This is a genomic window from Streptomyces sp. NPDC058637 (assembly GCF_042717325.1).
Lineage (GTDB): Bacteria > Actinomycetota > Actinomycetes > Streptomycetales > Streptomycetaceae > Streptomyces.
On sequence record NZ_JBHXRD010000033.1, the window covers coordinates 57383 to 80438 of the forward strand.

Sequence of the window (23056 nt, forward strand, 5' to 3'; positions counted from 1 at the left end):
ATTCGTGTTGTCCGATCACGGTCCCGAAGCGTCCGTGAGCGTTCGCGGTCAGACCTCCCTGCCTGCTCAGCGCGCGTCCCAGACCCCGCTGACGAGCGGCCACCGCACCTCGTCGCCCTCGTCCGGGTCTGCGCCCGCTTCGAGAACGTCCTCCTCGTCGAACGAGACGAGAGCCGCGCAGCATGATCTACCTCAACTGAGCTACAGATCCTGACGGTTACTCTCTTCCTCGGATATCGGCACAAGCCGTCGCCACCGAATATGAGAGAGCCGTTTCACGGCACAAACCCCTGCGACTCGGGCAGATCCACAGGCATCCGTCGGGTGACCCGACTTCCTCGACGGCCCGGCCGAGTTCCTCGATCCGCGCGGTCAGCTGCGTGATCCACACCTCCGTCTTCCACAGCTCAACGGCTTCGTCGTCACGTTCGATCGCCCGCCGGGCCGGCTGCTGCCAAGACCAGCCATGACGCTTCAGCAGCCACCATGTCCCCTCCACCGTGTAGCTGACGTGGAACACCGCCCGATCAGCGTCTTCACCCGGGCCAGCGTCCACCGCTGGTCAGCCCGGCCATGGGCGAGGGGACCGCGCTCCAATTCTCGCTCCAGTTCGTGATGTGGTCTGCCGAAAGCCGCAGGCGCCCTGGCGATCCCTTCGACCGGTCACCATCGACTGGAGCGGACGGCGATGGTCGGCTGCCCCGCCTGTGCTCACACCTCTGCCCAAGGCCCAAGGGCTCGCCGTTCTCACAGGCAGCCGCACCGCTGCCTTCGATCGGTGCCTGGACGAGCTCCCACAGGATGGTCTCGTCGAGCTGTACCGCACATCAGTGGAACGGCCTCCTCGCGACATCCCCCTCCCCGACTCGCTCGTCGTCCGATTTCGCGAGGAGGGCGAACTCGCCGAGCTGGCAGCAGATCTGGGTGCCGTCCTCACTCCGCGCTTCGCCCACCAGGGCGCATCCCTGCTTCCAGGAATACCAGCAACACTCCGGGCCCGTGGAACTCGGCGCAGCCGAGCGTCACGCGACGGCCCACCCCGAACGACCCGGGACATCAAGGGCAAACCGTCGACCCCATCAACGCCCAACCACCGCTGACAAATCGAGCTCAACTGGCCGTAGACGTACCAGTCCCTTGAAGATCAGTACGGTCCGCACCGTTGTCACGCCTCAACAGGAGAGCAGAGAATCGTTCAGTCGACAATTTCACCCTTGATGCTTAAATCATTGAGGGAGCCATGGTCTTTTTGAGATGCACCTGGTCTGCAACGCGCCTAGCATGAGAGTTGTCGAGCGCGGCGCAGAATAAGGCACACTGATAACGCGAGGAACCTCGGAGGTGTCGTCATGTCTTCCACCAAGAACGCGAGTTTGGACGTGGATGAAGATGTGGCTGGATACGCCAGATCCTCCTGGTGGCAGCGTACCGTTGTCCGAATAGCGGAACTCCAGTGTCAACTCAACCGCATCAGGTCACTGGAGTCGGGGCTTGCGCCGGATGAAGAACAAATCGCGACCAAGGTTGAAACGCATCTCAATGCGGCGCGACAGGCGGCGAATCGAAAAAAGAACCCGTGGTCCACCATTTCCGGAGCGGATATCGACCGAGCATTCGCCAATATACACAGAGCGGAAGCGCATATCGTTCGCCTTACCCCTAAGGAAGAGCTAGCCGAGTTGGGGCCACTCGTGCTGGCAATTGCCAGACAGCACCTGGGTGACGACGATCCCCGTCGTGCCAAGCTGGAGGCGCGGCTCCGGGGTAACGATCATAGTCTCACCGAAGAAATGCGTGAGCTCGCTGTGACGACGCTGCTAGCCGCCCAGATGGCAGAAGAAAAGGAGCGGGCGAGGGCCAGGAGTTTCCGAAACATACTGCTGGCGTCCGTTGTGGCAACTGCGGTCATTGCTGGAGTTTTTATTCTTTGGGGCTTTTTGTCTCCATCCTCGATCGTGTCGAACATCTGCTTTACCCCAGATCCAGATACAAACGAAAAGGTTTGCCCAATTGGAGACTCTGAGACAGGCCAAGACATGTTGATCGTCATGGCCTTTGGTTCTGCTGCGGCGGCCTTCGCGGCGGCAGTGTCCCTAAAAAAGATTCAGGGGACGTCTACCCCGTATGCGGTTCCCTTGATGCTCGTGCTCCTCCGGATACCAGTGGGGGCCTTGGCTGCCCTAATGGGTCTCGCTCTGATCCATGGTGGATTCATTCCTGGTCTTTCGAATCTTGATAGCGGTCCGCAGATTATTGCTTGGGCGATCCTGTTTGGCATACTGCAAGAAAGCGTCACACGCCTCGTCGATCGCCAGGGTAAGGACGTCCTGGATAATGTGCGCGGAGCCGAACGCGGATTCAGGAAGAGCTCAAGCAGAAAATCTGAGCGCGAGATATGAGCCTAGAGGACATGGCCTGCAGCGCGCCACGGACGGCGTCGAACTCCGAGGCTGCCGGGCACAGGACTACCGAGGCGTACAGCAGATGATGGGGTCGGATTGGGGAAACCCGCTGGTGGTTCGACACCGGATGAGGCGCGCCAGATGAGACCTGGCTGTCGGCAGTTGGACTGGACACATTCTCCTTCAATTGGTCGCGCCTGGACAGGTCGAACTCAACGAGATAATAGCTCCGAGAATCGGCAGGCTGAAGGACCATCGCGCGAGCTGGAGGAGCAGCCCATTCGCACTCGTGGAATTTGATCTCCAGAAGGCGGGCGCATGGCCGCACAAGTACACCACGACGCTGATGTTCGTGGAAGAGGATAATTCAAGTCTCGCGGAATCGTTCGATGACATCTATAAGGATACGGCGAGGCGGCCTAAGAAGCAGTGACGGATGCTGCCGCAGCTGGCGGAGCGACGCTGGGTGCGCTAGCAGGTCCGGTGGGGGCTGCTGGTTTGGCCCTCCTCGCCGGTGCCGCCTTTGATGCATTCATCGAGGAAGTCAGCGAAGGGCTGAGGAACGGCGTCTCCAAGCCCATCCCGGTGGAGTTGGAAATTGCCAATCCGACACTTGCCGCGCTGCAGCCAGGTATCGGAACAGAACAGGCACTTCCCGTCAAACAGAAAGGAGCCGACTACACCCTCTTCTGCGATTGGCATCTAATCCCGGCTGATGGGGCCACGCCCCCTCCGGTGGTACCGCCCGTCACCTCTGATGTGATTCAGGCGCTGAGCAGAATGGGCGTGGACTTCAGTGCCCCTGAGGCCACTCTGCGTGACTGGCTTGCCAATCCTGCCTTCACGCCTTATCCGGCAATTTCTCAGGTGCTTCTTTTTTTGGGGCGGCAGCTCAAATCTCCAGTTTTCTCGACGTAATCGTGTGGAACTGCGAGCACACGCCCGACGTAGCGTCTCCGCGTAACGTTGAGGATGTGAAAATTGACATCCTCAAGGAGGCCATCATCGAGAGCTCAAGCGTGCGCCACGGAACGCCGGTGAGCAATTTTGAGCAATTGCTGAAGCCGTGAATCACCAGGCTGGAACGAGAGCTTTCACAGGCCTCGGATAAGACCTTCGGAGTTCGGGCGCCTTACGGGGGGCAGGTGCCGGTCCAGCCCTTCAGCAGGTCTTGGAGGGAGTCCAGGACCTGGTGGAGGGTCAGGCCGGTGTATGGACTTTTGGGTCGAGGTTCTTCACACAACTGAGGGGCCAACGATCGACGGCGCCTTGCAAACCTTCCGCGCCACCAACTTCTGGCCCACCCTCACAATCGATCCGAATACGCTCCGCGTGGTCCAGCACCACTCTCTGAACACCGGCGCTCGGGCATTGTCGGACGCGGCGACCCCTGCGAACGCAGCGCGGTGTGTGCAGATCGAGATCGTGGGTTTCGCCGCACAGACCCCGACCTGGGCTCCGGAAAAGCTGGCATTCACCCGGGAGGTCATTCGCGACATCGAGTCGCTCGTTCCGATTCCGCGGACATCGGGCCGGACGTTCCTGGACGAGGCCGGGGTAAGTTCACGCCCCGGCAACCGCATGTCGGTAGCGGACTGGAAGCGGTTCTCGGGGTGGTGCGGGCACCAGCACGTCCCGGGTGAGAGTCACTGGGACCCCGGATCCATCGATATCGACACCGTGCTTGGCTGAGCCGCTACCACCCTTGATGCAGAAGGCCGGGCCGGGAGAAGCGGTTACAGGGCCGGCTCGAAGCATTGCCAATCAGTTTGGACCCTCAAAGAGCCTTTTGTCCTGGCGAGGGTGTTGGATGGCGGTCTGGGTGGCAAGCCTGTCTACGCAGCGCCGATGGTTTGTACGCGGAGTACAAGGAGCCCCTGTACGCCGCTCCCCCGCTGCTCCAGCGCATGGTGGACGCGGGCCGCCTCGGCCGGAAGACGGGCTCGGGCTTCTACCCGTACGGCTGACCGCCCGTCCGCGGGCCCGGCGCTCACGCCGCCGGGCCCGCCGGGTTGCCCAGGCCTTCACCGGCCGCCTCGTCCCGACGCCCTGTCCGGAAGTGCGGACACCCTCGTCCTGGTGGTCTCCGGGCTCGTCGCCAACGCCCCGCGCCACGGCGAGGGCACCTTCACGCCCCGTCTGAACCCTCACCCCGACGCCATCGAGGTCGCTGTCGACGACACCACCCCGCGATGGCCGCGCACGCGGACACCCGGCTTGACCGGTTCCGGCGGCGGCTTCGGCCGGCCCATGGTCAACCGCCTCGCCCGCACCGCCGCGGTCACGCGCCGGGCAGCCGGACCGAAGCTGCGAAGGCAGCCGTGCCAGGGCCGATGGACGTCGCCGTGGGGTACCGGTTCTCCCGGGCAGGTGGGCCTCGTCGGGTGCGCCGTTCAGCGAAGGGGCGCGGAGTGGAGAGAGAGGTAGTAGTCGCCGACCGCGGACAGGTATTCGGTATCACCTGTCTCGCTGTCGGTGGTGAATCGGGGAGCGGCTTTGATTTCCTCCCGGGACGGTGCGACCTTCACCGTCTGCGTCCTGAGGTCGATGGCGATGACGGCACCGGCAGGGACGAGCACGCTTCTGCCGAACTTCCACACACCGGTGTCCACGACGAGGTGCTGCATGCCGGGCTGATCCTGTTGACGGTCCACGTGGCCGATGGCCCCGTCCGCGGCCTCGACAGCGAAGCCCACCAGCGACAGGCCGTGCGTGTGACCGCTGTCCTGCGTGTACATCCACATAGTGCTCACAGACCCAGCCCTTCATCCCGGCCGACCGCGGACGGTGGCCTGGTCTCCTACGACGATCTCTTCCTTCCCTGCCACGTGCCGCGCAATCAGGCATCCAGGGCGACGGTCGGCGCGCGGGCAGGCCAAGTCGGCTGCCGGCGAAGCGGGCTGGGTGCCGGCCTCCACGATCGTCAAGGCCGTCGGCGGAGGCAGCCGTTGCGCGAGAGGCGGGCCGGCGGCGGCAGGAGGGAGTACGGAAGCTGCATCCGGAGAGGGGGTGAAGGATTCGTTCCGGCACGTGTGGCGAATGATCGCGGGGCCGAATCGAACCGCAGCGCGCCGGCCGGGCAGTGGGAGGCGCAGAGCCGGCCCTCGTCTTCCGGACCGAGCGCGCGGCAGACATTCCTGCAGCCCGGCTCGCGCCCGAGGGCAGGCCCCCGACGAGGCGATGAACGGGAGTACGTCCCGTAAGCCGACTCGTCTCCCTTCTGACCAGGCGGCCACAGGGGGGGTGGAGATATCTTGGCTGCCGTGCCACTCACAGGGCGGTTCCGCGCCTTCGACGACAGCGCCTCAGCGCCGTCCTGCCCGGAACGGCACCGCGGGAACGCGGGCCGATGGCCGGCGAATATAATCGGCCTCATGTCGAAGCATGACGCGCTGCTTGTTGACGTTGCCGCCCTGGTGGAATCCGGGCGCAGCAATCAGATGCCTCTGACCGTGGTCGCCGGTGGTGCTGTCATCACCGGTCGGCTGGCTCCCGAAGCCGTCTGGAGGCAACGGGTGTCGGAGGTCCTAGCGGACTCGGCCCACCTGGGCGACTTCTCCGCCATGTTCACCACCGCCGCACCCGAGGAAGGGCCGCCCACGCATCTGCACTTCCACGTGGCTCGGATTCTGCAGGGCACGGTGGGGATCCCGGAGACAGGTGGGATGTACCGGGTCGCGATCGAGGACGTCAGCGCCTGGACGATGGGCGACTTCAGCTACTCCGACCACTGACCCCTTGCCGCGCCGGGACACCTCGATACGCGGTGAGGGTCCGGCCGGAGTGCGCCGGCCGGACCCTCACCACTGTTTACCGGCGACTCGCGCCTGCCCGTCGGTCAGGCAGCCACAGGGGCGCCGAGCATCGCGGAAGCCTGCTGCAACGGGTTGGGAACCCGAGTGGGCGCGGGAGCCGGTGCCAGGTCGCGACAGGTGAAGCCGAGCTGGGTCATGGCCCGCAGGACTTCTCCTGCGCTGAAGTCCCGGCGGTCCTGGCGTGTGACGACCTGCCCGACCTGTTTGACGGGGTAGGTGCGTCGGCCGATGATCACGGACTCGCCGGATGCCTGCTCGGGCTTGATGCCCTTCATCGATTCCAGGACGCCACTCCTGGTGAGGTCGAACGGGAAGCGGGCGATGACACAGCGCATGATGCCTCACAGGAAGAGGAAAGAAGAGGGAATGGTTCTGCCGCGGCCGGGACGGCTCAGCAGGCGCGGGCGAGGACGCCCAGGGCACTGCCGTGTTCGTCGACCACAGGCAGGGCGTCGACGTCGCCGTAACGCATCATGTGCCCGGCTTCGGCCATGGTGGTCACCGGTGAGGTGAACGGCCCTCGGTCGCCGAGGATGTCCCGTAGCTGAACCCTGTCCGAGTACGCGGAGCCGTCACGAACTGCCGCGAGCTGAGCCCGGGTGACCAGGCCGGTACACAGACCGTTGTCGTCACAGACGGGCAGATACCCGGTGCGGGCACTGGCCATGACTGCCAGGGCCACCTCGACGGTCATGTCGCCACAGACCTGCGGCCCGGCGGCGTCCATGGCGTCGGCCACCGTCCTGCCGGCGGGCGTGGCGTCCGTCGAGCCCGGTTGCATCTGAACCAGCGTCAAAAGGTGCCTCCTGCAGAGGTGGGTGAGTTTCCGGATCACGAAGTTCTCAGGCAGCGGCATCGAAGGAGGACTGGTGCGCGCTCACGCGCCGGGCCGCGGAGGCGGGGCTGCGCCGGCCGCGAGAGGATGCGCCACGGCTGCGCTCACGCCGAGCGGCCACCGGCGCGGTGATCGTCACGGCAATGCCGGAGGGGGTCCGGGCGCCTGTGATGCGGCCGAGTGCCTCTTCGCCGGAGCGGACCTGGGTGGTCTGGGGCACGATGCCGGCGGCGGTCATGAGGCGGGTCATGTCGCGGCGCTGGTTGGGGGTGACGAGGGTGACGACGCTGCCGGACTCCCCCGCGCGTGCGGTTCGGCCGCCGCGGTGGAGGTAGTCCTTGTGGTCGGTCGGCGGGTCGACGTTGACGACGAGGTCGAGGTTGTCGACGTGGATGCCGCGGGCGGCGACGTTCGTGGCCACGAGCACGGTGACGTGCCCGGTCTTGAACTGGGTCAGGGTCCGGGTGCGCTGCGACTGAGCCTTCCCGCCGTGCAGGGCGGCGGCCCTCACACCGCTGGCCAGCAGGTGATCGGTGAGCTTGTCCACGGCCCGCTTGGTGTCCAGGAACATGATCACCCGGCCGTCGCGGGCTGCGATCTCGGTGGTCGTACGGTTCTTGTCCGCGCCGTGCACGTGGAGCACGTGGTGCTCCATCGTGGTGACCGCACCGGCGGAGGGGTCGACGGAGTGGACGACCGGGTCGGTGAGGTAGCGGCGGACCAGGCGGTCGACGTTACGGTCCAGGGTGGCGGAGAACAGCATCCGCTGGCCCTCGGGGCGGACCTGGTCCAGAAGTGCGGTGACCTGGGGCATGAAGCCCATGTCAGCCATCTGATCGGCCTCGTCCAGCACGGTGATCGCGACTTGGTCGAGTTGGCAGTCACCGCGATCGATGAGGTCCTTGAGCCGGCCCGGCGTCGCCACGACGACCTCGGCGCCGGCACGCAGCGCGTTGGCCTGCCGGCCGATCGACATGCCGCCGACGACGGTGGCCATGCGCAGCCTCACCGAGCGGGCGTACGGGGCCAGGGCCTCGGTCACCTGCTGGGCCAGCTCACGCGTCGGCACGAGGACCAGGGCCAGCGGCTGTCGGGGCTCGGCACGCTGACCGGCGGTACGGGCCAGCAGGGCCAGGCCGAAGGCGAGGGTCTTGCCGGAGCCGGTGCGCCCACGTCCCAGGGCGTCGCGGCCCGCGAGGGTGTTGGGCAGGGTCGCCCCCTGAATCGGGAAAGGAACGCTCACCCCCTGGGCGGTCAGCGCCGCCAGCAGCTGCCCCGGCATGTCGAGGTCGGCGAACGCCTCGACGGCGGGCAGCGCGGGAGTGACCGTGACCGGCAGGGCGAACTCGCCCTGAACCGCGGCGGGCCGCCGCCCATTGCCGGCCGAGCGGCCCGAACCGCCGGAACGGGCCGGGGCAGCGGAACGGGTCGAGGCGGTCGAGTTGAAGCGGCTACCGCCCCGGCCGGAGTCGGCGGCGCGGCTGCGGGAAGAGCGACTGTTCGTACGTGTGGGGTTCATTCAGAACCTTCCTTGATACGGCACGTATCAAGGAATTCTCGCAGCGGAAGAACAGCGCGGGGAATCACAAGAACGGGCCGAGCGGAATGCGAAATTAAAAAGACCTGCGAATGCTCCCGGAGCGGGATGCAGACCATGGAATGAGTGACGCCCATATGGGCGAGGAATCCAGTTCCACCGATGGGTGGACCCGGAAGGGGTGGGCAGCAAGGTTCTGCGGGCGGAGATTCCACCGCAGGTGGCACCACTCCCGGAGAATGCCCGGAGCTGGGGCCCGCACCCGAAGGATGCGGGCCCCAGCTACGAAGTGCGCGGCAGCGTCAGGCGGGAACGATGTTCTCGGCCGTCGGGCCCTTCTGGCTCGGTGCGATGTCGAAGGTGACTTTCTGGCCTTCGAGCAGCTCGCGGAAACCCTGGGCGGCGATGTTCGAGAAGTGGGCGAACACGTCAGCGCCGCCACCGTCCTGCTCGATGAAGCCGAAACCCTTGGCCGCGTTGAACCACTTCACAGTGCCTGACGACATGTCATGTCTCCTTCGGGGGCAGGTACGTCGGGATCCGTCATATACGGACGCCGCGTCGCCGCGATGATGCCCCGCCCGGAGAAAAACCGGAAATACAATGAAGCTTCCACGGATCGAAAATACCCACGCAGAAGCTTGAAGTTTTGGGAACCACAACTGCAACTGAGATCGACAGTAGCATGTCGTAATGGTCCGCGTACGGTGAACAATTCCGCTCTCTTCGCCGCGGTAAAAACACTCCCGGCGCGGCGCATCGAACCCTCACGCCGTGGCCGTAGATATCGGCCTGCCCCGAGCGCAGCGTTGCAGGACACCCGCTGCCCAGCAGCACGGAAGCGCGGCCGATGTTCGTGGGCTGGGACTGTCCAACCCGGGATATCGTCACACATCACGGCCTGACCAGTCAGGAGCTCACGGTAGCCCGAAGGCACGGTCACGAACTGGGCGGTACCCGTCCGGGGAGCTTCCCTGGCTCTGCGGCCGAAACCCTCACCGTGTTGAAGCCGCCCCACGGACGCCGCCCCGGCCAGCCGATGGACATCTTGCGCGAGGCGGCAGCGACACGACAGAGCATCCTCGCCGAAGACGAGAGCATCCTTTCGAGCATGACAACCGCAGGAGGGAACGGACCTTGAGCGGGCTTCCGGCAGGCGGGGCGGACACCTGCCGGTTTCCCACCGGACGCGCGCAGGGCTTCAGACCGAGGTCGGCGTGCTGGGCGGCTTGCTGTCTCGGTGGTGTTCGGCGTTGATGCGCTGGGCTTCCTCGAGTTGGTCCTCGAGGATGACGATGCGGCAGGCGGCCTCGATCGGGGTGCCGCCGTCGACGAGTTCGCGGGCGCGGGCGGCGATGCGGAGCTGGTAGCGGGAGTAGCGGCGATGCCCGCCCGCAGAGCGCAGGGGGGTGATGAGGCGGGCTTCGCCGATGGCACGGAGGAACCCTTGTGTGGTGTTGAGCATCTCGGCTGCCCGGCCCATGGTGTAGGCGGGGTAGTCGTCGTCGTCGAGTCGGCCGAACGAGTCGTCTGCTGTCATCTGTACCTTCCTGTGGAACACGCGTCGGAGGGGCCCTGGTGCCATTGGCACCAGGGCCCCGAAGGAACTGCTACACCATCAGCCGGCCTTGATCGGCTACGCCGGCTCTGTGTTTCCGCATACCTGCCGGGAAGAGGTCCGGTGGTAGCGGGGATCGCGGTTGCTTGACCGGAGACCACCTCACTCACGATGTCCTGCGGTACCCGGGCCCAATACGTCCGCCCGGGCGATCCTGATGGCGCTCAACTCCTCCGTTCTTTCCCTCTGGACAAACTACTTCCGTACTCCTGGTGGCCTCTCACAGCGCCACTTCGCCAGCCAGCCCCGTCGCCCGTCCTGCATCTGCTCCGGCTTGGAACCCCACTGACGAACTTCCCGGTACGCGCGCCGCAGCCTGACGCCATTTACCGAGGGACCGCTGGTACTGCGGACTGCACTCATGTCCTGCGGTTCTGCTACGGCGGCCCCTGAAAACTGCGGGCCACCCGGTCCGGTCGCCAGCCCCGTCGCCATCCTGCAAAACCCCGGCTTCGGAACTCCACCACCGCACCGACCTGCACACTGCGACTGCTGACTGCTGCTGCCCGGCAGTTCATCTCTGCCAGGCCCCGCTGTCCTTCTTGGGTACGAGAGAAACCATAACCACCCTGCACTTCAATGTCTACCTCAGCCAGCACAGATTTTCAGACGCTAGCCAGGAAGACTGTCTGCCTGGGCCATGGGCGGGGCGCCGCCGGGGGCATCCCGGCCAGGGCCCTTGCACCCGACCAGGGCCGCAACCCGCGACCACCATCGCCGGCTGCGCCTACCAGGGTGAGCTGATGGACACGATGAGCCCCGACGTCTCACCTGCCCCTCCAAGGAACCGTCGCCGGCGCTCGGGAGACCGCGCGGAACCTCCTTCCCCGGGGTCAGCCGCCGGACAGGACCGCCTCGTCCCTCGCCTCGCGCACGTCGGTTCCGAGGAAGGAAGCGTCCCGGAAGGCCCGGAGTCCCTTCGCCCTGGTGACCCCGAGCTTCGCCAGGACCTCGTCCTTCGCGAGGCCTGCGCCGCGGAGTTCGGTGCAGTGCCGTGCCAGTGCCAGCCGCTCCGGATGGTCTTCGGGTGCGTCGTAGAAGACCGCGTCCTGCAGAAGGTCCTTCACCGAATCGACCGATCGGCCCATGGCGTGCGCGATCTGCGCCCTCGTCATGCCGGATTTCCTGTGCCGCAGGGCATCCGCCGCCGCACGATGTCGCTCGGCCCGCAGGTCCTCGTTGTGCCGGAGCGTGATCCCCTCCGCCTTCCGGGCACGGCGGAGAAGGTTCTCGACCTGCTTGGGGGTCAGGGCCAGCTCCTCGGCGATCTCCCGGTTCCGCCGGCCCTCGCCCTGCAGTCGGAGCGCCTGCTCCTCCTGTGCTCGGCGCCGCAGACGCTCCTGCTCGCGTTCCCGTTCCTTCCGCCGGCCGATCTCGTCCCTGAACCCGCGCGTCAGGGCGGACTTCACAGATCTTGCGCAGCGGAGTAGTTCCTCCTCCTCACGCATCTGCTCGCGGACGAAGTATCCGTACCAGAACGGCATCCGCTCGCTCAGATCGCCGTCGCGCGTCCCGCCCCACGCGAACATGGGGTACTGCTCGCGCTTCCTGCGCAGAGCCCTCAGGGAGGGCTCGCCCGGGGTGTAGCCGCCGTCCTCCCTCATGCGGAGGCGCTGCTCCTGGGGCAGTCCCTCCACGGCGGCTTCCGAGGCCGCTCTCAGGCCCGCCGCCTCGGCCATGGCCAGGAGGTTCTGCCAGCCCCACTTGGGTACGGTGAGACCGAACCGGGCCTCGCCGTCGCCCTCCCAGCTGTTCACCTTCGCCGCGACGTACACCGCGAAGCCGGCGGCGTTCCATCCGCGCACGACGTCGTGCCACATCTTCGCGGCGGTGGTGGGCAGGTAGGCGACCCTGTGCCCGTCCACGTCATAGGCGACCGCCCGCGCGTCCCACGGATTGGACGGCTCGGGCACGAGCTCGGCCTCGACCTTTTGGCCGGCCCGGAATCTGCTCAGCGAATCCTGGTGGTGGTACGTCCCGGGGGCGTAGTACTCCCCCTCCGTACGACCGTAGTCGTCGAGCAGAATGCGGCCGGCGGGCCTGACGTACTCCCCGGCCCGACGTAGGTGGATTCCCACCGCGCCCACCCCCCTCACCTCTGTCACACACGGCTGTCCAGCCAGGTCGGCCGGATGGCACCGAACCACCTCCGACCTGCAATTATCGACCGATTGTAAGCCTCGAATCGGCGCTGCCGGAGGCCTGGTCCGACGGCACCCGCCGCGCCGCACCGCCGTACGCGGAGGGCCGGCTGGGGGCATCCCGGCCGTCCTCCATATGCGGTCAGCCCAACAGCATATGACGTAGCGTCAGCAGTCCTGCCGCCATGTTGGCCGCCGGGATCTCGCCGCGCGCGATCATGTCGGGCACGAGCTTGAGCGATTCCACTCGCGGCGCGAGGACTCGAAGCCGTCCTCCGGTGGCCCGGTGTACGTCGCCTCCCGCGCCCGGAAGAGATGGTGCCGGGCACCTCGTTGGCCTCGTTGACGACCGTCGCCGCGGCGTCGGGGCAGGGATGACGAAGTGGTCGAGGTGCCGTCCGGCGGGACAGGAGGAAGGGGCGTGTCCGGTGGCCGGACACGCCCCCTCTCGGTGTGCGTGGTACTGCTGCCCCTCGGTGTGCCGGGGGGGGGGACTGCTGCCCCTCGGTGTGCGCGGGTGTTACGCGCCGCGCAGCACCGCGCCGGTGCGCTCGGTGGCCAGGGCGACCGCGGTGTCGCGGGCGGCCGAGGCCTCCTCGACGGTCAGCGTCCGGTCCGCGGCGCGGAACCGCAGGGCGTACGCCAGGGACTTCTTGCCCTCGCCGATCTGGTCGCCGGTGAAGACGTCGAACAGCCGTAGCGATTCGAGGAGTTCTCCGGCGCCGTCACGCAGGGCGTTCTCCACCGTGTCGGCGGGAACGTCCGCGGCGACGACGAGCGCGACGTCCTGGGTCGCCACCGGGAAGGTGGAGATCCGGGGCGCCTGGAGCGCGCCGTCGGCAGCCTGCTCCAGGACGTCGAGCTCGACCTCCATGGCGCAGCTCCGCTCGGGCAGGTGGAGGTCCTTGACGACGCGGGGGTGCAACTCGCCCGCGTGTCCGAAGAGGGTCTCCTCGCCGTTGACCGTGACGTACAGCGCGGCGCAGCGGCCCGGGTGCCACGGGGCGCGCTGATCGCCGCGGACGGTCAGCTCGACGCCCGCCTCACGGGCGATCGTGCGGGCCGCCTCGACGGAGTCCGCCCAGTCGGCGGGACGGCCCCTGCCCCACCAGCCGGCCTGCTCGCGGGCGCCCGCGAGGACGACGGCGGCGCGGCGCGGCTGGCGCGGGAGTGCCGCGTCCAGCCCGGCGATCTCCTCGTCGGTGGGACGGCGGTCGACGGGCAGCCGTACGGCCTTCGTCTCCTCGCCGGTCCGCGGGGTCTCCCCTGCTCGAGCGATGCCGAGAGCCTGGGGAATGAAGACCAGGCCCGTCTCGAAGAGCGCGAGGTCGTGGCTGCCGCGGCCGTCGTTGCGCCGCAGTGCGCCGAGCAGGCCCGGGAGCAGCGTGGTGCGCAGCGCGGGCTCCTCGTCGGAGAGCGGGTTGACGAGCTTGACCGTACGGCGGCGGGCGTCGTCCTCGTCCAGGCCGAGCTGGTCCAGGACGGCGTCGCCGATGAACGGGTAGCTGGGCGCCTCGACGTATCCGGCACCGGCGAGCGCCCGGCCTACGCGGCGGTGCAGCCGCTGACGGTCGGTGAGCCCGCGGCCGGACGGCGGGGTCGGCAGGGTGGAGGGGAGGTTCTCGTACCCCTCCAGCCGGATGACCTCTTCGGCCAGGTCGTTCGGCGCGGCGAGGTCGGGGCGCCAGGACGGCGCGGTGACGATCAGCTCGTCCTGCCCGTAGACGTCGCAGCCGACCTGCTGGAGGCGGCGTACGACGGTCTCGCGGCCGTAGGGGACACCGGCCACCCTGTCCGGGTGGTCGGCGGGCATCGCGATGGTGCGGGGCGCGGACGGGGCGCTGAACTCGGTGACACCCGCCTCCGCCGTGCCACCCGCGAGGAGGACCAGCAGGTCGACGGCGCGCTGCGCGGCAGCGGCGGCGGCCTTCGGGTCGACGCCGCGCTCGAAGCGCTTGGACGCCTCGGAGGACAGCTTGTGGCGGCGTGCCGTGCGGGCGATCGAGATCGAGTCGAAGTGCGCGGCCTCGATGACGACCTCGGTGGTGCCGGACTCCTCGGCGCGCACGTCGGCGATCTCCGTGTGGGCGCCGCCCATGACGCCCGCGAGGCCGATCGGCCCGCGGTTGTCGGTGATGACCAGGTCCTCGGCGTCCAGGACGCGCGCGGTGCCGTCGAGCGTGGTGAGCTTCTCGCCCTGCTCGGCGCGGCGCACCCCGATGGGCCCGTCGACCCGGGTGCGGTCGTAGGCGTGCAGCGGCTGGCCGAGCTCCAGCATCACGTAGTTGGTGATGTCGACGGCGAGCGAGATCGGGCGCATCCCGGCCTTCTGCAGCCTGCGCCGCATCCAGATCGGGGAGCGGGCCTCGGGCCGCAGGCCGGTGACCGTACGGGCGGTGAAGTTGCCGCAGCCGATCGGGTCGGACACCTCGACCGGGTAGCCGTACGCGTTCGGCGCGGGCACGTCCAGGAGCGCGGGGTCGCGCAGCGGCAGCCCGTACGCGACGGCGGTCTCGCGGGCGACACCGCGCATCGACAGGCAGTAGCCCCGGTCCGGGGTGACGGCGATGTCCAGGACCTCGTCGACGAGCTCCAGGAGCTCGATCGCGTCGGTGCCGGGCTCGTACTCGGGCGGCAGCACGATGATGCCGTGCGTGCCGTCGTCGCCCATGCCGAGCTCGTCGGTGGAGCAGATCATGCCGTGCGACGTCCTGCCGTACGTCTTGCGCGCGGCGATCGCGAAGTCACCGGGCAGGACGGCGCCAGGGAGGACGACGACGACCTTGTCGCCGACGGAGAAGTTACGGGCGCCGCAGACGATCTCCTGCGGTTCGCCGGTGCCGTTGGCGGAGCCGACGTCGACGGTGCAGAAGCGGATGGGCTTCTTGAAGCCCTCCAGCTCCTCGATCGTCAGGACCTGTCCGACGACCAGGGGGCCCTTGAGGCCCGCGCCGATCTGCTCGACGGTCTCGACCTCGAGGCCCACGGCGACGAGCTCGGCCTGCACGTCGCGGCCGGTCTCGGTCGCCGGCAGGTCGACGTATTCCCGCAGCCAGGAAAGCGGGACGCGCATCAGATCTCCATCCCGAACGGCCGGGTGAACCGGACGTCACCCTCGACCATGTCTCGCATGTCTTCGACGTTGTGGCGGAACATCAGCATCCGCTCGATGCCGAACCCGAAGGCGAATCCGCTGTACTTCTCGGGGTCGACACCGCAGGCGACGAGCACCTTGGGGTTGACCATGCCGCAGCCGCCGAGCTCGATCCAGCCCTCGCTGCCGCAGGTGCGGCAGGGGCGGTCGGGGTTGCCGACGGACTCGCCGCGGCAGACGTAGCAGACCATGTCCATCTCGGCGGACGGCTCGGTGAACGGGAAGAAGTTCGGCCGCAGCCGGGTCTTCATGTCCGGACCGAAGAGGGCCTGGACCATGTGGTCGAGGGTGCCCTTGAGGTCGGCCATGGTAAGGCCCTCGTCGACGGCGAGCAGCTCGATCTGGTGGAAGACCGGGGTGTGCGTGGCGTCGAGCTCGTCGGTGCGGTAGACCCTGCCGGGGCAGACCACGTAGACGGGGGGCTTGCGGCTGAGCAGGGAACGGGCCTGGACCGGCGAGGTGTGCGTACGCAGCACGATGCCGGACTCGTCGCCCGTGGTGGGCTTCCCGTCGGGCGTGGTGCCCTGGACGAAGAAGGTGTCCTGCATCTGCCGGGCCGGGTGGTCGGGCACGAAGTTCAGGGCGTCGAAGTTGAACCACTCCGCCTCGGCCTCGGGGCCCTCGGCGATCTCGTAGCCCATGGCCACGAAGACGTCGGCGACGCGCTCCATGATGGTCGTCAGGGGGTGGCGGGCGCCTGCCGGGACACGGTCGTAGGGCAGTGTGACGTCCACCGCCTCCTCGACCAGCACGCGGGCGTCACGCTCGGCCTCCAGCTCCGCCTGCCGGGCGGCGAGTGCCTTGGAGACGGCGCCGCGGGCCTGGCCCACGCGCTTTCCCGCCTCGGCCTTGGCCTGCGGCGGCAGGGCGCCGATCTCGCGGTTGGCGAGCGACAGGGGTGAGGTACCACCGGTGTGCGCGGTCTTCGCCTGGGCGAGCGCGTCGAGGTCGCCGGCGGCGGCGAAGGCGGCGAACGCCTCGTCCCGCATGCGCTCGATCTCTTCCGGTTTCAGTGCCTCGACCTCGACTGGGTCGTACGACTTGTTCGGTGCCGACATCTCTTCCCGTGCTTCCGATTGGCTGGTGGCGACCTGGCTCGACGACTGAGGACGCAAAGGTGCCAAAAGTCGAGTCTACGGGCCGCCGGGAGGCGAAGAAGCCCGTGGGCGGCTCAGACCAGGTAGGCCGGGGCGCTCACGGGCAGGATAAATCGGAACTCGGCGCCGCCGCCGGGTCCTCGGTCCACCGTGATCGTCCCGCCGTGTGCCTCGACGATTCCCTTGACGATGTAGAGGCCCAGGCCGGTCCCGCCGCGCTTGCTCCCCCGCCAGAAGCGGGTGAAGACGCGGCCCATCGACTCCTCGGGGATGCCGGGACCTTCGTCGCTCACGGTGACTGCCGTTCCGATCTCGTCGCTCTTGCCCGGCGCGGGCGCGGGGGCGACCTCAATGGTGACGGTTCCCTCGCCGTGGCGCACCGCGTTTTCCAGGAGGTTGCCGAGGACCTGGTCGACCTTGTCCGGGTCGGCCCAGAGGTCGGGCAGCGGCTGCCGGGTGCGTACGAGGAAGCGGTCGGGCGGCTGGCCGTTCGCGGTGAGTGCCTGGACGTGGCGTTCGACGGCGGCCGAGACGTCCACGGGCTGGCGGCGCAGCTCCAGCCGGCCGGAGTCGATGCGGGAGATGTCGAGCAGCTCGGCGATGAGCCGGTTGACGCGGTTGGCGTCGGCGTCGACGGTCTCCAGCATGAGCCGCTTCTGGTCGTCCGTGAACCGTTCCCACTTGGCCAGCAGCGTCGCGGTGAACCCCTTGACGGAGGTCAGCGGGGAGCGCAGCTCGTGGGCGACGATGGCGATCACCTCGGCGTGGCTGCGCTCGGTGCGGCGGCGGGCCTCGGTGCCGCGCAGCGAGACGACGAGCCGGCGGACCGGGCCGGTCGGGGTGTCGCGTACGTAGCGTGCGGAGACGAGGACCTCGCGGCCGCCGGGGAGCAGCAGATTCCGCTCGGGCTGGCCGACGCGGGTGGCGAGCCCGCCGTACGGGTCGGTCAGGTCCCACCAGCGCCGGCCCTTGAGGTCTTCGAGCGGCAGGGCGTGTTCCAGGGGGCGGCCGAGTGCGGCGGCCCGGGGGGTGGCGGTGATCCTGGCCGCGGCCCTGTTGAAGCAGATGACGTGGCCGGTCTCGTCGGCGACGACGAGTCCGTCGGGCAGCTCGTCCGGGTCGAGGCCGGTGGCCGGGTCCGTGGCGATGACCGGGCTCGCGGAGGCCGTCCCGTCGATGGCGCGCAGAGCGGCCGTGTGTGTCCTGCTGGGCCTGCTCATGCCGACAACCATATTCCCGTACCCCACCTCTCGAACCGGTGCAGTGGGCCCCCGAGTTCGTCACCCTACTAGGCGTCGGACGGCGAGCGACACCCTGCGGGAGCGCACCGGCCCGTGTGGCCGGTATCGATCGGCGGGTGGCCCCGGAGGACTGCCTCAGCCGGTGCGCCGCGGGCGCTGGGCCCGTGCGGAGGCGTAGAGGCAGACGGCGGCCGCGGTTGCGAGATTGAGGCTCTCCGCCTTGCCGTGGATCGGGACCCGGACGACGGCGTCGGCCAGTGCCCGCGTCTCCTCCGGCAGACCCCACGCCTCGTTGCCGAACACCCAGGCGGTGGGTCCGCCCATGGTGCCCGCGTCGAGCTCGTCGTCGAGGTCGTCGGTGCCCGCGCCGTCCGCCGCGAGGATGCGCACACCGGCGTCCCGCAGCCCTCGCACGGCCTGCTCGACGGGTACGCCGACGGCCACCGGCAGGTGGAACAGTGAACCGACGGAGGCACGGACCGACTTGGGGTTGTAGAGGTCCACGGACGCGTCGGTGAGCACGACCGCGTCGGCGCCGGCGGCGTCGGCGCAGCGCAGCACCGTACCGGCGTTCCCCGGGTCGCGTACGTGGGCGAGCACGGCGACCAGCTTGGGCTTCGCCGCGAGGATCTCCTCGAACGGCGCGTCCAGGAAGCGGCAGACGCCGATCAGGCCCTGCGGGGTGACGGTCTGCGAGACGTCGGCCAGCACGTCGCCGTCCGCGAGGTGCACCCGGGCGCCCGCGGCCTGGGCGGCTTCGACGATGTCGGCGTACCGGTCGGCGGCCTCGGCGGTGGCGAACAGCTCGATCAGCGTGGGTTCGCCGTCACTCCCCCGGTGTCCCGCGGCCTCCCGCACGGCCTGCGGCCCCTCGGCGAGAAACCTGCGCTCCTTGCCGCGGAAGTTGCGCCTGGCCAGCCGTCGTGCGGCGGCGACGCGCGGTGAGCGCGCGGAGATCACTTCGGGGGTGGCCATGGTCGGCGGCGAGCCTCTCTGCGTAACTCTGCTTCTCTGCGTACGTTTCTCCGCGTACGGATGTCCACGTACGCGAAGCGTCCTTCAACGCACCGGACCCGCAGACAACCTGCGCCTGCGGGTCCGGCCGACCACCTCTGGAAGAGCTGCCTGGATCAGGCGGCCTTCGGGGCGTTGACGTCGCTCGGGAGGGCCTTCTGAGCGACCTCGACGAGAGCGGCGAACGCGTTGGCGTCGTTGACCGCGAGCTCGGCCAGGATCTTGCGGTCCACCTCGATGTTGGCGGCCTTCAGACCCTGGATGAGGCGGTTGTACGTCATGCCGTTCTGGCGGGCAGCCGCGTTGATGCGCTGGATCCAGAGCTGACGGAAGTCGCCCTTGCGCTTCTTGCGGTCGTTGTAGTTGTAGACCAGGGAGTGGGTGACCTGCTCCTTGGCCTTGCGGTACAGGCGCGAACGCTGACCGCGGTAGCCCTTGGCGGCCTCGAGGATCGCCCGGCGCTTCTTGTGGGCGTTTACCGCCCGCTTGACGCGTGCCACTTTTGACTCCTTGCAGCGGGGACGGGTGGTCGCAGTGGAACTCACCCGGCCCGGAAACGAATTGGTCCCGGTCGGATCGAGGGCGTGCCTCCGGATTCACCGGAGGCCGCGACTCACTTGCCGAGAAGCTTCTTGACCTTCTTGACGTCGGCCGGAGCCACGACGACCGTGCCGGTCAGCGAGCGGGTCTTCTTGGACGACTTGTGCTCGAGCAGGTGGCGCTTGCCGGCCTTCTCACGGAGCACCTTGCCGGAGCCGGTGATCTTGAAGCGCTTGCTGGCACCGCTGTGCGTCTTGTTCTTCGGCATGGCGCCGTTCTCTCCTCGTCAGTGGCGCCCCTCTCGGTGCGGGCACCGGACTGCGGGGGCGTCAGATCTTTGGGTGGTTCCCGAGGGACCCGGGGGCGCCTGGATGGCGGCCCCCGGAGGTCACGCCTCGGAAGGTGTCTCGGCCGGAGCGTCGGCAGCCTCGGCCGGGGCCTCGGCGGTCTCACCCTCGGACTCGGCGTCCGGGGTGTACCCCTGACGCTCCGCCTTGCGGGCGGCCTGGGCCTCGCGGGCTTCGGCCATGGCTTCGGTCTTCTTCTTGTGCGGGCCCAGAACCATGATCATGTTCCGGCCGTCCTGCTTCGGGTTCGACTCGATGAAGCCGAGATCCTCGACGTCCGATGCGAGACGCTGCAGCAGACGGAAGCCCAGCTCGGGGCGGGACTGCTCACGACCACGGAACATGATCGTGATCTTGACCTTGTCCCCCTGCTTGAGGAACCGGACGACGTGACCCTTTTTGGTGTCGTAGTCGTGCGGGTCGATCTTCGGCCGGAGTTTCATCTCCTTGATGACCGTGTGCGCCTGGTTCTTGCGCGCCTCACGGGCCTTCATGGCCGACTCGTACTTGAACTTCCCGTAGTCCATGAGCTTGCACACGGGGGGACGGGCTGTCGCCGCCACCTCGACCAGGTCGAGGTCGTACTCCTGTGCGAGCTCCAGGGCCTTGGCAAGCGGAACAATTCCGACCTGCTCGCCGCTGGGACCGACAAGTCGCACCTCGGGAACGCGAATCCGGTCGTTGATGCGGGGCTCGGCGCTGATGGATCCTCCTCGGTAGCACCACGCGGCTGCCTGGGGAGAAGCCGCGTAACGTCTGTTTCGTGAGACCAACCGAGCCGGGAACGGAAAAATGCCCCGGACGGGACACAGGCGGGGCTCCTGGAAATACCGGAACACCGCCGCGGTCAACCGCGGGGCGCATCGAGCAACTCCATCGTCCGTACGGAACGATGGTCGCCGCCTGACCGGTGACCCGCCGTCCGTGAGGACAGTCGGGTGGGAGATCGGAGCCTCCACTTGTGGGCCGAGCACATAGGTGTCCGGCCGGTCGTTACACGAGGTTAGCAGCTCCGGGGACCGGCGGCGAACGCGCTGTTCCGTCGCGCTTCCCGCCCGTGCCCGCCGCCGGTCGCTACCCGCTCCCCCAGACGGAGGCGTCCCGACGTGGCCTTATCGTGTGGGGCATGAGTGACGCGACCACCCCCAGCACCGAGACCCCCGGCTTCGACGACATGGCCCGCGACATCGCGGAGGTCCCCGCGGTCGAGGTGATCGTGACCGTCGCCGTCAATCTGATGAGCGCCGCCGCCGTGAAGCTCGGCCTGACCGAGGAGGGCGAGCAGCACAAGGACCTGGACGAGGCCCGCAAGCTGGTCCAGGCCCTGGCCGGCCTGCTCGACGCGAGCACCACCGAGATCAGCACCTTCCACGCCTCGCCGCTGCGCGACGGCCTGAAGTCGCTCCAGCTGGCCTTCCGCGAGGCGTCCCTCGTGCCGGACGAGCCCGGCCAGGGCCCCGGCGAGAAGTACACGGGCCCCGTCTACGGCTAGTCCGCCCCAGGCCCCGAGCCTTCCGAGCCCGCTGCCCGTGACCGTGACGGGCGGCGGGCTCTCGCGTGTGTCAGCGGGTGAAGAGGGGCTCGCCGGGGGCTTCGGCGTCGGCGGGCAGGAGCGCCAGGTCGATGCCGTGGACCAGCCGGGCGCGGAGCACCTCACTGGCCGACAGCGCGTCGGCCACCCGGCGGGCGGCCTCGGCCACCACGGCGTCCGGGGTGAGGACCAGCGCGAGGGTGCCGTCGGCCCGGCCGGGGCCGAGGTGGGCGCGGAGGACCGCTGGTTCCGCGGCGACGGCGTCCCGGACGGCGGCGACGACGGCCGGATCGTCGAGCGGGTCGGCACTGGTGCGGTTCTCGGCCAGGGCCAGCAGCGCCGGACCGGTGAGCTCGAAGGCCACCGGTCCGGCGAGGTCGAGCACCACGGTGTCGGCCTTCTCGTGCGCGGCGGCCCGCAGGGCCTGATGCAGGGGTACGGCGACGGGGCGGGCCCGCGGGTCCCACCGGGCCAGCGTGGCGGTGGAGGTGAAGGCGGGCAGCGCCCGCCGGTCCCCGGCCTGCAGGGTCGGCACGGCCATGTCACTGGTCTTCTCGCGGCGCAGCCCGTTCTCGTCCTCCTCGACCTCGCCGAGGACGGCGACGACCGGCACGAGGAGCCTGGCGCCGCGGAGCGCCGCCAGGACCGGGCCGACGGCCGTGCGGTCCTCCGCCCACGCGGCGAGCGCCGCGGTCAGTTCGGGGGCGGCCGTGCCGTCGTCGTCGGAGAAACCGGGGTCCGGAATGTTCTTGAGCGCCACACCAGGAGCGTAGTGGACCGGTTCTCCCACCCGGGCGACAGGTCGGACACAGGCTGCTGCCAGCTGCGGTTCCCAGCCTCCGGACCATGCCCCGACACAGAACGCGCAGGTCCGCGCTGCCCGCCTGCGTGACGGCCTTCGTCCTGCCGGCGCTCTGCGCAGCGGGCGCCGCCTGTCTGGTGGGTCGCTCGCCGGATCCCGCGCCGGGCGCCGTGGCATCCGTATCCTCCGCATCGGGCCCGTCGGCCCCGGCGGACACGAGCGAGGAGCCCGAGGTGGATCTGGACGCGGAGCTGGCCGAGGCGCTGGCGCCCCTGGCCGCCGACGCCGACGCGTCGGTGGACGTGTCGGTGGCGGTGCTGGACACGGAGAGCGGGCAGAGCGCGGCGTACGGGGACGGGGCGTACGACACCGCCAGCATCGTCAAGGTCGACATCCTGGCGGCGCTGCTGCTCCTGGCACAGGACGAGGGGCGGGAGCTGAGCGGCGCCGAGCTCGCCCGGGCGGACGCCATGATCCGGCGCAGCGACAACACCTCGGCCACCGAGCTGCTGAAGGTGGTCGGCGGCGAGGCGGGGCTGGACGCGGCGAACGTACGGCTGGGGCTGACCGCGACGACGGCCGCGCACGCGTGGGGGCTGACGCAGACCACGGCCGCGGACCAGGTGCGTCTGCTGGAGGCGGTGTTCGGCACGGATTCGGAGCTGTCCGAGGCCTCCCGCGCGTATCTGACGGACCTGATGGGCGAGGTGGAGGCGGACCAGCGGTGGGGGGTGTCCGCGGCGGGCACCGGCTGGGCGTTGAAGAACGGCTGGATGCCCCGGACGACGACCGGGCTGTGGGACATCAACAGCATCGGCCGGGTGGAGAGCGGCGGACACACCTACCTGCTGGCGGTACTGTCCCGCGGCCACGCGACGAAGGAATCAGGCGTAGCCCTGGTCGAGTCCATGGCAGAAGCGGCACTGGCCGCCCTCCGCCCAGGTCGGTGACAGCGGGGGACACGGCCGACGGCGTACCGGCG

At 68.7% G+C, this 23056-nt stretch carries 23 protein-coding genes and 1 pseudogene; 7 read left to right on the forward strand and 17 right to left on the reverse strand.

Translation table 11 applies throughout. From position 1 onward, the window contains the following. Positions 1 to 217 precede the first annotated feature (217 nt). Positions 218 to 556 carry a winged helix-turn-helix domain-containing protein gene (locus tag ACFWVP_RS27885; protein WP_384500720.1) on the reverse strand — a complete coding sequence of 113 codons (339 nt, stop codon included), beginning with the start codon at positions 554 to 556 and terminating at the stop codon, positions 218 to 220. 793 nt (positions 557 to 1349) lie between these two features. On the opposite strand from ACFWVP_RS27885, the gene ACFWVP_RS27890 reads away from it, so the two are divergent. From ACFWVP_RS27890 to ACFWVP_RS27905, 4 genes are all read left to right on the forward strand, one after another. Next, positions 1350 to 2399 carry a hypothetical protein gene (locus ACFWVP_RS27890; protein ID WP_384500721.1) on the forward strand — a complete coding sequence of 350 codons (1050 nt, stop codon included), beginning with the start codon at positions 1350 to 1352 and terminating at the stop codon, positions 2397 to 2399. Between the two features lie 432 nt (positions 2400 to 2831). Continuing rightward, entirely contained in the window at positions 2832 to 3320 is a 489-nt protein-coding gene (locus ACFWVP_RS27895) for a hypothetical protein (protein WP_384500722.1), read from the forward strand. A gap of 294 nt (positions 3321 to 3614) precedes the next feature. Continuing rightward, positions 3615 to 4094 (forward strand): hypothetical protein, encoded by a 480-nt coding sequence (locus tag ACFWVP_RS27900; RefSeq protein ID WP_384500723.1) that lies wholly within the window; start codon positions 3615 to 3617, stop codon positions 4092 to 4094. A gap of 77 nt (positions 4095 to 4171) precedes the next feature. Continuing rightward, positions 4172 to 4369 carry a 3-hydroxyacyl-CoA dehydrogenase family protein gene (locus ACFWVP_RS27905; protein ID WP_384500748.1) on the forward strand — a complete coding sequence of 66 codons (198 nt, stop codon included), beginning with the start codon at positions 4172 to 4174 and terminating at the stop codon, positions 4367 to 4369. 426 nt (positions 4370 to 4795) lie between these two features. Here ACFWVP_RS27905 and ACFWVP_RS27910 read toward each other — a convergent pair whose 3' ends face one another. Beyond that, positions 4796 to 5146 (reverse strand): PRC-barrel domain containing protein, encoded by a 351-nt coding sequence (locus tag ACFWVP_RS27910; RefSeq protein ID WP_384500749.1) that lies wholly within the window; start codon positions 5144 to 5146, stop codon positions 4796 to 4798. A gap of 630 nt (positions 5147 to 5776) precedes the next feature. Here ACFWVP_RS27910 and ACFWVP_RS27915 point away from each other — a divergent pair. After that, on the forward strand, positions 5777 to 6136 hold the full coding sequence (locus tag ACFWVP_RS27915) for a hypothetical protein (protein WP_366262382.1): 360 nt from the start codon (positions 5777 to 5779) through the stop codon (positions 6134 to 6136). 104 nt (positions 6137 to 6240) lie between these two features. Here the strand turns inward: ACFWVP_RS27915 and ACFWVP_RS27920 are convergent, their stop codons facing one another. From ACFWVP_RS27920 to infC, 14 genes and pseudogenes are all read right to left on the reverse strand, one after another. Continuing rightward, positions 6241 to 6552, reverse strand: a complete 312-nt coding sequence (locus tag ACFWVP_RS27920; protein ID WP_384500724.1) for an SCO5918 family protein — start codon at positions 6550 to 6552, stop codon at positions 6241 to 6243. A gap of 56 nt (positions 6553 to 6608) precedes the next feature. Beyond that, positions 6609 to 7013: a CBS domain-containing protein gene (locus tag ACFWVP_RS27925; protein ID WP_384500725.1), complete on the reverse strand. Its 405-nt coding sequence runs from the start codon at positions 7011 to 7013 to the stop codon at positions 6609 to 6611. 46 nt (positions 7014 to 7059) lie between these two features. Next, on the reverse strand, positions 7060 to 8571 hold the full coding sequence (locus ACFWVP_RS27930; protein WP_384500726.1) for a DEAD/DEAH box helicase: 1512 nt from the start codon (positions 8569 to 8571) through the stop codon (positions 7060 to 7062). 320 nt (positions 8572 to 8891) lie between these two features. Beyond that, the gene (locus tag ACFWVP_RS27935) at positions 8892 to 9095 is read right to left on the reverse strand and encodes a cold-shock protein (RefSeq protein ID WP_384500727.1); all 204 of its coding nucleotides are present in this window, start codon (positions 9093 to 9095) and stop codon (positions 8892 to 8894) included. 695 nt (positions 9096 to 9790) lie between these two features. Next, positions 9791 to 10129, reverse strand: coding sequence for a MerR family transcriptional regulator (locus ACFWVP_RS27940; protein ID WP_384500728.1), 339 nt, complete (start codon positions 10127 to 10129; stop codon positions 9791 to 9793). 911 nt (positions 10130 to 11040) lie between these two features. Then, on the reverse strand, positions 11041 to 12294 hold the full coding sequence (locus ACFWVP_RS27945) for a hypothetical protein (protein ID WP_384500729.1): 1254 nt from the start codon (positions 12292 to 12294) through the stop codon (positions 11041 to 11043). 196 nt (positions 12295 to 12490) lie between these two features. Further along, positions 12491 to 12687 (reverse strand): annotated as a pseudogene (locus ACFWVP_RS27950) (NUDIX hydrolase); the annotation flags it as partial. 181 nt (positions 12688 to 12868) lie between these two features. Next, positions 12869 to 15421: a phenylalanine--tRNA ligase subunit beta gene (pheT, locus tag ACFWVP_RS27955; protein WP_384500730.1), complete on the reverse strand. Its 2553-nt coding sequence runs from the start codon at positions 15419 to 15421 to the stop codon at positions 12869 to 12871. Continuing rightward, a complete protein-coding gene (gene pheS / locus ACFWVP_RS27960; protein ID WP_384500731.1) occupies positions 15421 to 16560 on the reverse strand; it encodes a phenylalanine--tRNA ligase subunit alpha in 1140 nt (379 codons plus the stop codon). The genes pheT and pheS overlap by 1 nt, the downstream gene beginning before the upstream one ends. Before the next feature lie 113 nt (positions 16561 to 16673). After that, positions 16674 to 17831, reverse strand: coding sequence for an ATP-binding protein (locus ACFWVP_RS27965; protein WP_384500732.1), 1158 nt, complete (start codon positions 17829 to 17831; stop codon positions 16674 to 16676). A 144-nt stretch (positions 17832 to 17975) separates the two neighbouring features. Beyond that, on the reverse strand, positions 17976 to 18815 hold the full coding sequence (locus tag ACFWVP_RS27970) for a TrmH family RNA methyltransferase (protein ID WP_384500733.1): 840 nt from the start codon (positions 18813 to 18815) through the stop codon (positions 17976 to 17978). 155 nt (positions 18816 to 18970) lie between these two features. Next, positions 18971 to 19354: a 50S ribosomal protein L20 gene (rplT, locus tag ACFWVP_RS27975; protein WP_007457565.1), complete on the reverse strand. Its 384-nt coding sequence runs from the start codon at positions 19352 to 19354 to the stop codon at positions 18971 to 18973. A 113-nt stretch (positions 19355 to 19467) separates the two neighbouring features. After that, a complete protein-coding gene (rpmI, locus tag ACFWVP_RS27980; protein ID WP_031097481.1) occupies positions 19468 to 19662 on the reverse strand; it encodes a 50S ribosomal protein L35 in 195 nt (64 codons plus the stop codon). Positions 19663 to 19782: 120 nt separating this feature from the next. Beyond that, positions 19783 to 20514 (reverse strand): translation initiation factor IF-3, encoded by a 732-nt coding sequence (gene infC / locus ACFWVP_RS27985; protein WP_384500734.1) that lies wholly within the window; start codon positions 20512 to 20514, stop codon positions 19783 to 19785. Between the two features lie 353 nt (positions 20515 to 20867). Here infC and ACFWVP_RS27990 point away from each other — a divergent pair, with 353 nt between their 5' ends. Beyond that, positions 20868 to 21233, forward strand: a complete 366-nt coding sequence (locus ACFWVP_RS27990; RefSeq protein ID WP_384500735.1) for a DUF1844 domain-containing protein — start codon at positions 20868 to 20870, stop codon at positions 21231 to 21233. Between the two features lie 70 nt (positions 21234 to 21303). Here ACFWVP_RS27990 and ACFWVP_RS27995 read toward each other — a convergent pair whose 3' ends face one another. After that, positions 21304 to 22032: an SseB family protein gene (locus tag ACFWVP_RS27995; protein ID WP_384500736.1), complete on the reverse strand. Its 729-nt coding sequence runs from the start codon at positions 22030 to 22032 to the stop codon at positions 21304 to 21306. A gap of 86 nt (positions 22033 to 22118) precedes the next feature. Here ACFWVP_RS27995 and ACFWVP_RS28000 point away from each other — a divergent pair, with 86 nt between their 5' ends. Then, entirely contained in the window at positions 22119 to 23024 is a 906-nt protein-coding gene (locus ACFWVP_RS28000; RefSeq protein WP_384500737.1) for a serine hydrolase, read from the forward strand. Positions 23025 to 23056: the final 32 nt, after the last annotated feature.